Below are 12,028 nucleotides of genomic sequence, written 5' to 3' on the forward strand. Positions count from 1 at the left end.
ATGGTTGCGTCAAAAGCGCGGCTCCACGAGCTGATGTCCGGACAGGTGGGCCTCTGGTACGGCGCACAGTTGGCACCCGACGGATCGGTCTACCACGAGGGCGAGTACCTGGAGATCCGGGGCGCCCTGGACCGGGACCTGCTCCTGACAGCGCTCAAGCGTGCGATGGCCGAAGCCGAGGCCTACCGGCTCCGCCTGCGCGTCGAGGACGGCAAGCCCTATCAGTACGTCGACGATTCGCAGGATCGGCCGATCCATGTGGCGGATCTCGGCGACGAACCGGATCCGCTGTCCGCGGCCCGCACGTGGATGGACGCCGACCTGCGGGGCCCGGTCGAGATCGTCGACCGTCCGCTGACCGCGCACGCCTTGTTCCGGCTGGGTCCGGACCACTTCGTCTGGTATCAGCGCGCGCACCACATAGCCGTCGACGGCGCGAGCTTCGCCGTTTTCAGCGAGCGGGTCGCCCGGATCTACACCATGTTGCGGAACGGCACGGCCGCGGACCACGGGGCCCTGGCACCGTTTTCGGTACTGCTGGACGCCGACCGCGAGTACCGGGACTCTGCGGATCTGGAGCGTGACCGGCAATACTGGCTCGACGCGCTGGCCGACCTGGAGCCCGACGCCACCGAGACCGGCCACCGAAATCGGCCGACCGCGCCGGACGTGCACACCGCTGACATCGACGCTGACGCCGTCGACGAGCTCACTTCGGCGGCGCGGCGGCTGAAGACCAGCCTCCCCGGACTGATGATCGCGACCGCGGCGCTGTACCGTCACCGCGTCACCGGTGCGCAGGACGTCGTCCTGGGCGTCTCGGTGCACGGCCGAACCGTGCCGGCGCAGTTCGGCATCCCCGGCATGACCGCGAACATCATGCCGGTCCGACTCCGGCTCACCCCTGAGACTTCGGCCGCGGGCATCGTCAAGCAGGCCTCCTCGGCGGTACTGCGAGGACTGCGCCACCAGCGATATCAGCACAGGGACATCCTCGCCGACCTGAAACTGGTCGGCGCGGCACCGCTGTGCCCGCTGGTTGTCAACGTGGTCTCCGACCAGCGCCCGCTCCTCTTCGGCGACTGCACCGCCGTCCGCACCGCCCTGGCCAGCGGCCCGGCCGACGATCTGCGGATCGACGTCTACCCGGCGCTGGCGGGCGCCGGACTGCGCGTCGGCGTCGTGACGAACCCTGACCTGCACACGACCGGGGACGGCGCCAAGGTGTCCGGGCGTTTCCGGCGGGTCCTGGACTGGTTGGCCGGCGCGGCGCCGGACGAGCCGATCGGCCGGGCTCGGCTGATCGGCGAGGACGAGGCGCAGACCCTGCTCCGCGACTGGAACGGCGCGGCGACCGAAGTGCCGTCGGCGACACTGCCTGAGCTGTTCGCCGCTCAAGCGGCACGCACTCCGAACGCGACGGCGGTGGTGTTCGAGGGCACCGAGATCTCCTACGCGGAGCTGGACACCAGGGCGAACCGGCTGGCGTGGGCTCTGAGGGCGCAGGGCGTGCGGCCCGAGTCGGTGGTCGGAGTGTGCCTGCCGCGATCGGCGGAGACGGTGGTCGCGCTCCTGGGTGTGCTCAAGGCGGGGGGCGCTTACCTGCCGCTGGATCCGGGACTGCCCGCCGAGCGTGTCGCGGTCATGGTCGCCGACTCCGGTGCGGCATGGGTGGTGACCTCGCAGGCCTGCGCGGATGCGGTACCGGACGGTGTGGAACCGGTGGTGCTGGACGAGCCGAGGACAGCTGCGGAACTCATCACGTCGCCGGGCTCTGATCCCAGTGTCCCGGTCGACGGCGGCCATCCGGCCTACGTGATCTACACCTCCGGTTCGACGGGCCGGCCCAAAGGCGTGGCGGTGTCGCACGCCGGCATCGTGAACCGCCTGCTGTGGATGCAGGACGAGTTCGATCTGCGTGCCGAGGACCGGGTGCTGCACAAGACGCCGTTCGGGTTCGATGTCTCGGTTTGGGAGCTCTTCTGGCCCCTGGTCACCGGCGCGGCGCTGGTGGTGGCCCGGCCCGGCGGCCACCGCGATCCGGGGTACATGGCCGAGCTCATACTGCGCGAGCGGGTGACGACGGCGCACTTCGTGCCGTCGATGCTGGATGTGTTCCTGGCCGACCCGGCGTGCCCGGGCGTCGGTGGCGTGCTGCGTCGAGTGGTCTGCTCGGGCGAGGCGCTGTCCGCCGGCACGCGGGACCAGTTCTTCGCGGCGCTGCCGGGCGTCGGGCTGTCCAACCTGTATGGTCCCACCGAAGTTTCCGTGGACGTCACGGCGCATCGTTGCGACCCGTCGGACGGACCCGTCGTGCCGATCGGCGCGCCGGTCTCCAACACGCGGGTGTTCGTCCTGGACCCGCACCTGCAGCCGGTGCCGGACGGCGGCGAAGGGGAGCTGTACCTGGCCGGGGTGCAGTTGGCCCGCGGCTATGTCCAGCGCCCGGACCTGACCGCCGAACGGTTCGTGGCGTGCCCCTTCGTCCCCGGCGAGCGGATGTACCGCACAGGCGACCGGGTCCGCTGGGCGGACGGCCGTCTGGTGTTCCTGGGCCGCGCGGACGAGCAGGTGAAGATCCGCGGCTTCCGGATCGAACCCGCCGAAGTCCGGGCCGCGGTGGCCGCGACGCCGGGCGTCGGCCAGGCCGCAGTCCTCGCGCTCGAGGCCGGCTCCGGGGGCATGCGCCTGGTCGCGTACGTCGTCCCCGACGGCGGCAACGGCGCGGATCTCGCCGAAGCCGTGCGATCGCACGTCGCGAAGCGGCTGCCGGAATACATGGTTCCGTCGGCGGTCCTGGTCCTCGACGAACTGCCGGTCACGGCCAACGGCAAGCTGGATCGCAGAGCTCTGCCCGCGCCCGACTTCTCGGCCGCAGCCGGGCTGAGCGCGCCATCCACGCCGCGCGAGGAACTGCTGTGCGCGGCTTTCGCCGAGGTGCTCGGCCTCCCGGCGGTCGGCGTCGACGACGACTTCTTCGCCCTGGGCGGGCATTCCCTGCTGGCCGTGCACCTGGCCGGTCGGCTCCGGTCGGCGGGGATGTCGGTCGACATGCGGACCCTCTTCGAGAGCCCGACGCCGACGGGCCTGGCGGCCTCGGCCGGCCGGGACCGGGTCGTCGTCCCGCCCAACCTGATCCCGGCGGACGCGACTGCGATCACCCCCGACATGCTCACGCTGACGGAGCTGACCCAGCCGCAGATCGACGCGGTCGTGTCGAGGATCGACGGCGGCGCGGCCGAGATCGCGGACATCTACCCCCTGACACCGCTGCAGGAAGGGATGCTGTTCCACCACCTGCTCGCCGACGACGAGCGTCCCGACGCGTACCTGTCCCAGGCCGTTCTCGTCTTCGAATCGGGTGAGCGGTGGGACGCGTTCGTCGCCGCCTTTCAGCAGGTGGTCGACCGCCACGACATCTACCGTACGTCCCTGGCCTGGGAGAATGTGCCGCAGCCGGTCCAAGTCGTCCGGCGCCGCGCCCGCCTCCGGGTGACGGGGGTGCCGCTGGCCGCGGACGCGGATCCGGAGGACACCCTGACAGCGGCGGCGGGAACGGCGATGGACTTGCAGCGCGCACCACTGCTCGACCTGCACGTCGCAGTGGATCCGGACGGCCTCCGGCGCTGGGCCCTGCTCCGGGTCCACCACGTGATCCTCGACCACCTCGGTCTCGCCGCGGCCCTCGCCGAGGTTCGCGCGATCATGGCCGCAGACTCGTCCGCGCAAGCCGATCCGCTGCCGTTCCGCCAGTTCGTCGCCGAGATCCGGGGCACCATGGATCCCGCGGCGCACAGTCGGCATTTCGCCGCGCTGCTCGTCGGCGTCGACGAGCCGACGGCACCGTTCGGCCTGCTGGACGTCCGCGACGACGGGGCGGCGACGGTCCGGGCCGCAACTCGCGCCGGGGCTGACTTGTCCGATCCCGTGAGGGCGGCCGCGCACCGGTTGGGCGTCAGTCCGGCGGTGCTGTTCCACGTGGCGTGGGCTCGGGTCGTGGCCGTGCTGTCAGGCCGGGATGACGTGGTGTTCGGTACCGTCCTGCTGGGCCGGATGAACACCGGTCTGCAAGCCGCGCGGGTACCGGGACCATTCCTCAACACCCTGCCGGTGCGGGTCCGCACCGGCGCGCTGTCGGCACAGCGGGCGATCCTGGACCTGCGCGTCCAGCTCGCCGGGCTGATCGATCACGAACACGCCCCGCTGTCGGTGGCCCAGCAGGCCAGCGACGTGGCGGTCGGCATGCCGCTGTTCACCTCGATTCTCAACTACCGCCACAACACGGACGACGGCTTCAAGCCCGAGTCCATGGAGATCGGGATCCCAGGCGTCGAGGTGGCCCGTTTCCGGGAGCGGACGAACTACCCGCTGTCGGTCGTGGTCGACGACAGCGGCGGCGACTTCTCCGTGGCGGTGGACGTGGCGGCTCCTTTCGACGCCGCGATGGTGTGCGGAATGCTGCTCACGGCGCTGCGGAACCTGACGTCGGCGCTGGAGGGCGGGCCGGAGGTGCCGCTGGCCGCGATCGAAGTGCTCGGCGCGGACCGTCGCCGGACCCTGGCCGACTGGGCCGGAGGCAGGGCCGACGGGCTGTCGCTTCCGGCTCCGGAGCTGTTCGCCGCGCAGGTCGCGCTCACGCCGGACGCGCTCGCAGTGGTCTGCGACGGTGTGGAGCTGTCGTACGCGGCACTGGACGCGCGGGTCAACCGCCTGGCCCATCGCCTGATCGGCCTGGGCGTCGGTCCGGAGTCGGTCATCGCGACAGTCCTGCCGCGGTCGGTGGACCTCCTGGTCGCCGCCTGGGCGGTCTGGCGGGCCGGCGGGGCGGTGGCCCTGCTGGACGTGGCGCATCCGGTCGAGCGACTGGGCGCCCTGATCGCCGACTGCCGGGCCTCGGTGGTGCTCGGCACCGACGAGGTGCTGGACGAGCTGCCCGCCGGCCGGACTGTGACCGTGGCGGTCGAGGACCCGCTCCCCGAGGTCGGCGAGACGGTGCCGTGGGCCGTCGCGCACCCGGGGAGCCTGGCCTACGTGATCTTCACGTCGGGGTCGATGGGCCGGCCGAAGGGCGTGGGAGTCTCGCATGGCGCGTTGGCGGCCTATGCGGCATGGGCCTTGTGTGAGTACCCCTTGGACGGGGGAGCGCCCCTGCACTCGTCGGCGGCGTTCGACCTGACCGTGACCAGCCTGGTGTTGCCGCTGCTGGCCGGCGGTTCGGTGACGGTCTCCGGCGAGGGCGGTGTGTCAGGCCTCGCCGACCTCATCCAGGGCGGTGCCCGCTTCGGCGTGGTGAAGGTGGTCCCGGGCCACCTGCCGATACTCGGGCACATGGTGGGCGCGGGGCTTCAGGACGCCGCCGCATGCTGGGTCGTCGGTGGCGAGGCACTCCCGCCCGCCAGGGTGGCCCAGCTGCTGGCGATGTCCCCGGCGTCGGTTGTCGTCAACGAGTACGGTCCCACCGAGGCCACGGTCGGCTGCTGCACGTTCACGGCCGGCTCCGACACCGCGCTGGGCGCCTTGGTGCCGATCGGGCGGCCGAGCCCGGGAACGCAGCTGTTCGTGCTCGACGCCTCCCTGGCGCCGGTGCCGCCCGGCGTCGCCGGTGAGCTGTACATCGCCGGCACGCAGCTGGCTCGGGGATATGTCGGCCGGCCGGGCTTGACCGGTGAGCGGTTCGTGGCCTGCCCGTTCGTCCCGGGCAGGCGGATGTACCGCACCGGCGACCGCGCCCGCTGGATGCCCGACGGGCAGCTGGACTTCCTGGGCCGCGCCGACGAGCAGGTGAAGATCCGCGGGTACCGGATCGAGCCCGGCGAGGTCGCGGCGGTGATCGCCACGGGTCCCGGCGTCGCACAGGCGACGGTCGTCGCCCGAGAGGACGCCCCCGGGGACCGGTGCCTGGTCGCCTACGTCGTCCCCGACGACGAGTGCGATCCCCACACCGTCCGGGAGTTCGCGGCAGAGCGGCTGCCGGAGTACATGGTTCCCGCCGCCGTGGTGGTTCTGGACGCCCTGCCGCTGACCGCGAACGGGAAGCTGGATCGTCGAGCCCTGCCGGCCCCGGAGCTCTCCGCACCGGTCGGCTCGCGCGCCCCGTCGACGCGCCGCGAAGAGCTGATGTGCGCCGCCTTCGCCGAGGTGCTCGGCGTGCCCTCGGTCGGCGTCGACGACGACTTCTTCGCTCTCGGCGGCCACTCGCTGCTCGCCGTGTCGCTCGTCGAGCGGCTGCGAGAGCGCGGCGTTTCGGTGACCGTGCGCGCGCTCCTGCAGGCCCCGACCGTCGCCGGGCTCTCGATCGCCGCCGGCGCTGAGACCGTCGTCGTGCCCCCGAACCTGATCCCGGCGGACGCCACCCGCGTCACCCCGGACATGCTGCCCATGGTCGAGCTGACCCAGGAGCAGATCGACGCGATCACCGGAACGGTCGACGGCGACGCCGCCAACGTCGCGGACATCTACCCGCTCGCACCGCTGCAGGAAGGCCTCCTGTTCCACCACCTGTTCGCCGACGACGGACAGGCCGACGTCTACGCCCAGCCCATGGTCCTGGAGCTCGACTCCCGCGACCGCCTCGACGCCTTTCTCGCAGCACTGCGACAGGTGGTCGCCCGGCACGACATATACCGGACGTCGATCTTCTGGCAGGGCCTGCCGGAAGCGGTCCAGGTCGTCTGGCGGAATGTCGAACTGCCGGTCGCCGATGTCGTCCTGGATCCCGATGCCGATCCCGTCGAGCAGCTGCTGCGCTCGGCCCCACCGGCTCTGGACCTGACCCGCGCTCCGATCATGGACGTCGCGGCAGCGGCCGACCCGGACGGCCGGCGCTGGTGGGCCCTGATCCGCGTCCACCACATGGTCCTCGACCACTTGGGCATGGAGGCGGCGCTCGCCGAGATCCACGCCCTGCTCTGCGGAGCCGCCGCCGATCAGCTCCCCAGGCCGCTGCCGTTCCGGGAGTTCGTCGCCGAGGCCCGCGCCGGCGCCGACGGCGACCGTCACGAGCGCTACTTCGCCGAGGTGCTGTCCGGCGTCGACGGGACGACCGCCCCGTACGGAGTTCTGGACGTCCACAGCGGAGCCGACGCCGCGCAGGAGACCCTGGACCTGGGACCGGACCTGACCGGCCGGATCGTCGCCGTCGGGCGGCGGCTCAAGGCCAGCCCCGCGACCGTGCTGCACGTTGCGTGGGCACGGCTGCTGGCCGCCGTCGCCGACCGTACCGACGTGGTGTTCGGCACCGTCCTGTTCGGCCGGAGCAGTTCCGGGGCCTCGGCCGGCCGCGCGGTCGGGCCCTTCCTCAACACCCTGCCGGTGCGTGTCCGGCTGGACGGGCTCGGCGCGACGGCCGCCGTGGGCGAGGTGCGTTCCCGGCTCGCCGAACTGCTCGATCACGAGCACGCCTCCCTGGCCGCGGTCCAGCAGGCCGCCGGACTGCCAGGCAACGCCCCGCTGTTCACGGCGATCCTCAACTACCGGCACGCTGACGACGACTCGGCGGTCCCGGGTCTCGGCGACCCCGAGGGCGTCCGGACCGCTTACGCCTGGTCGAGGTCGAACTACCCGCTGACCGTCTCCGTGGACGACCGTGGCGAGACGATCGGGCTGACCGTCGACGGAGTCGCCCCGATCGACCCGGTGGAGGTCGGCCGGCTGTTCCGGGCCACGATCGAAAATCTGGTCGCGGCCCTCGAACAGAGCTGTGACAGCGGTGTGGACGCGCCACTCTCCGCAGTCCGGGTGCTGGACGGCGCTGCACGGCAGGCGCTGCTCGCCGAGGCGGACGGTGCGACGGCGACGAGGCCGGACGCCACACTCGCCGACCTGTTCGCCGCGCAGGTGGCGCGGACTCCGAACGCCGTGGCAGTGGCCTGCGACGGCGTGGAGCTGACCTACGCCGAACTGAACGAGCGCGCCGACCGGCTGGCACGATGCCTGGCCGCCTGGGGAGCGGGCCCGGAGTCCGTGGTCGGCCTGCTGCTCCCACGCTCGGCCGAACTGATGGTGGCCATGGTCGCCACTGTGAAGTCCGGCGCGGCGTATCTGCCGGTCGACCCGTCGTATCCCGCCGATCGGATCGCCTACACCCTGCGCGATTCCGGTGTTGTCGGCGTGCTGACGTCGCGGACGGTCGCGGCTGTCGCGGCGGCGGTGAGCGAGGACGTCCCGGTGCTGCTGCTGGAGGACGTCCACGACGAGCTCGCGACGGACGCCCTGGCGCAGTGCCTGCCGGACCATCCCGCCTATGTCATCTACACCTCCGGTTCGACCGGCGAGCCCAAGGGCGTCGCGGTGACCCACCGCAGCGCGGTCTCGATGTTCGCCGCCGCCGAGGCGGTCGTGGCGCCGACGGCCGATGACGTGTGGAGCTGCTTCCACTCGTTTGCCTTCGATTTCTCGGTGTGGGAGACCTGGGGTGCGCTGCTGTACGGCGGCCGGGTCGTGGTGGTGCCGTCGGACACGGCCCGTTTCCCCGAGCAGTTCGTGACGCTGCTGGAACGCGAGCGCGTCAGTGTGCTGAGCCAGACGCCGTCGGCGTTCTACCAGCTCATGGCCGAGCTGGAGCACCGCCCGGATCGGCTTCCACGGCTGCGGGCCGTGGTCTTCGGCGGCGAGGCCCTGGACCCGGGCCGGCTGGGCCCGTGGTGGTCCCGGTTCGGCGCGGCCGGACCGCGATTGATCAACATGTACGGGATCACCGAGACGACCGTCCACGTCACGTTCACCGAGCTCGGCTCCGAGCCGGACCCGGCGGGCAGCGTCATCGGCGTGCCCTTGGCGAACTACCGCGTCTACGTGCTCGACGACAATCTGGAGCCGGTCCCGCACGGTGCCGTGGGCGAGATGTACGTCGGCGGCGCCGGCGTGGCCCGCGGCTACCTCGGGCGGCCGGGACTGAGCGCCTGCCGGTTCGTCGCGGACCCGTTCCGCTGCGGTGAGCGGATGTACCGCACCGGCGATCTCGCCCGGCGGATCAACGACGGCCGACTGGTCTTCCAGGGACGGAGCGACGACCAGGTCAAGATCCGGGGCTTCCGGATAGAACCCGGCGAGGTGCGCGCGGTGGTCGCCTGCCACCCGGACGTCACCGACGCGGCGGTCGTCGCCCGGACCGACACCGGCGAGGTGCGGCTCGTCGCCTACGTGGTACCCGTCGGCTCCGGCGGCGAAGGCATCGAAGCAGCGGTCCGCGATCACGCGGCAGAACACTTGCCCGGTCATCTGGTGCCCTCGGCGATCGTCGTGCTCGACGTCCTGCCGCTGACGCCGAACGGCAAGCTGGATCTCAAAGCACTGCCGGCTCCCCGCCACGAGGCGGTGGCACCCGGACGACGCCCGGCCACGGCGCGCGAACAGCTCCTGTGCGGGGTGTTCGCCAAGGTGCTGGGCGTGCCCTCGGTCAGTGTCGACGACGACTTCTTCGCCCTGGGAGGCCATTCCCTGTCGGCGGTCCGGCTGCTCGGCGCGATCCGCTCCGGGCTCGGCGCCGACATCCGCATCAGGACCCTGTTCGAGCACCCGACGGTCGGCGGGCTGGCGGCCGTCCTGTCCGGCACCGACACCGGCGCCGCCAGGCCCGCGCTGGTGGCCCGACCGCATCCGGAGCGGACCCCTCTGTCCTTCGAGCAGCGCCGCCTCTGGTTCCTGAGCCAGCTGGACGGCCCGACCCCCACTTACAACATCCCCATGCTGCTGCGGCTGTCCGGACCGCTGGACCGCGCCGCGCTGCGGGCCGCGCTCGGCGACGTCCTCGAACGCCATGAAGTGCTGCGCACCGTCCTCGCCGTGGCGGACGGCGAGCCCTGGCAGCACGTCCTGGACCTCAATGACGCCCAGTGGGAACCAGAGGTCGTCGAGATCACCGAGGCGCTGCTGCCGGAAGCCGTCTCCGGCCAGGCGCGCCGCCCCTTCGACCTGTCGACCGACCTGCCGGTGCGAGCCACCCTCTTCGCGCTCGGCGCGGAGGAACACGTCCTCATGGCGGTCGTCCACCACATCGCTTCCGACGGCTTGTCCACCGGACCTCTGGCCCGGGACCTTGCAGACGCCTACGCCGCTCGCAGTCAGGGTCGTGCCCCTGACTGGTCCCCGCTGCCGGTGCAGTACGCGGACTACGCCTTGTGGCAGCGCGAGATGCTCGGGTCCGAAGACGAACCCGACAGCCTGATCTCCCAGCAGGTCGCCTACTGGCGTGCCGCCCTGGCCGGTGCGCCGGCCGAACTGGCACTGCCGGCCGATCGTCCGCGCCCGGCGAACGCTTCCCACCACGGCCACAGCGCGCCGTTCCAGGTGTCGGCCGATCTCCACGCCCGGCTGGCGGCGACGGCACGGGACCGGCATGCCACGGTGTTCATGGTGGTGCAGACCGCCCTGGCGGTGCTGCTGTCCCGGCTGGGCGCCGGCACCGACATCCCCATCGGGTCGGCGGTCGCCGGCCGCGCGGACGCCGTCCTGGACGACCTGGTCGGCTTCTTCATCAACACTCTGGTGCTGCGCACCGACCTGTCCGGGGACCCGACCATGGCCGAGGTGCTGGACCGGGTCCGGGCGACGACGCTGTCCGGCCTGGACCACCAGGACGTGCCGTTCGAGCGCCTCGTCGAGGAACTGGCGCCGGAGCGGTCGCCGGCCCGGCACCCGCTGTTTCAGATCATCCTCACCATGCAGGACGCCGGTGCGGACCCCGCACTGCCGGGCCTGGCCGCCGGTGTGGAGGCGGCCGGCCGGCCGGCGGTCAAGTTCGACCTCGACGTCCTGCTGACCGAGACCTTCGACGACGACGGCGCCCCCGCGGGACTGCGCGGCGTGATCACCGCCGCCTCCGACCTGTTCGACCAGGCGTTCGCCGACCAGTTCGCGAGCCGCCTGACACGGGTTCTCGACACGGTGACGGCGGACCCGGACACGCGCCTGCGAGCGGTGGACGTCCTCGACGACGCCGAGCGCCGAAGGGTCCTGAGCGAATGGAGCGGTACGGCACAGTCGGAGACGCCTCCCACGTTCCCCGAGATCTTCGCCGCACAGGTGGCCCGGACACCCGACGCGCTCGCCGTGGTGAGTTCCGAAGGCCGGCTGACGTACGCGGACCTCGACGAGCGGGCCGGTCGACTGGCTCATCACATGCGCGGACTCGGTGTCGGCCCGGACAGTGTGGTGGGCCTGTGCCTTCCGCGCGGCCCGCAGACGATGGTCGGGATCCTCGCCGTCTGGAAAGCAGGGGCGGCGTATCTGCCCATCGACGCCGGTCTTCCGGCTGAGCGCATCGCGTTCATGCTCTCCGACAGCCGTGCGTCGATCCTGGTCGGCACCACCGAACTCGTGGACGAGCTGCCGGTCGGCCGGATGCTGAGCGTCGCTGTCGACGATCCGGCCACGGCCGCGATGCTCGCCACGGGGCCCGTGGCTGCCGGGCTGCCGCGGTCGTGGCGCGACAACCCGATGCTCGCCACGGGGCCCGTGGCTGCCGGGCTGCCGCGGTCGTGGCGCGACAACCTGGCTTATGTGATCTACACGTCGGGTTCGACGGGTCGTCCGAAGGGTGTGGGGGTTACTCAGGCCGGGTTGGCAAGTTATCTGGGCTCGATGCCGAATCGGTTGGCGTTTGCTGAGTACGGCGGCCGGTATGCGCTGTTGCAGGCGCAGGCTACTGATTTGGGGAACACGGTGGTGTTCGCGGCGTTGGCGGCCGGTGGCGAGTTGCATGTATTGGACGAGGAGGCGGTGACGGATCCGGGGGCTGTGGCCGCGTATCTCGCCGAGCACGGGATCGATTTCTTGAAGATCGTTCCGTCGCACCTGGCAGCGTTGTCGAGCGCCGACGGCGTGGAGCCGTTGCTTCCGGCGCGGGTGCTGGTTCTAGGCGGTGAAGCGGCATCTCCGGCGCTGGCCGGACAGCTGCTCGCGGCGGCCGGCGACCGTGCGATGGTCAACCACTACGGGCCGACGGAGACCACGATCGGTGTGCTGGCCGGGCCGTTCGACGCGCACGACGTGGCCGCGGGGCGGGTGCCGGCAGGGACGGCCGTGGCTG

At 71.8% G+C, this 12,028-nt stretch carries 1 protein-coding gene (only partly in view); it reads left to right on the top strand.

Annotation, left to right across the window (positions count from 1 at the left end; genetic code table 11):
• On the top strand, positions 1–12,028 hold the 5' portion of the coding sequence (locus tag OG289_RS49355; RefSeq protein WP_327320534.1) for a non-ribosomal peptide synthase/polyketide synthase. It continues 7,145 nt past the right edge of the window; only the first 12,028 of its 19,173 coding nucleotides appear in the window; it begins with the start codon at positions 1–3; its stop codon lies beyond the right edge, outside the window.

Origin of the sequence: Streptomyces sp. NBC_01235 (genome assembly GCF_035989285.1) — a bacterium.
GTDB lineage: Bacteria > Actinomycetota > Actinomycetes > Streptomycetales > Streptomycetaceae > Streptomyces.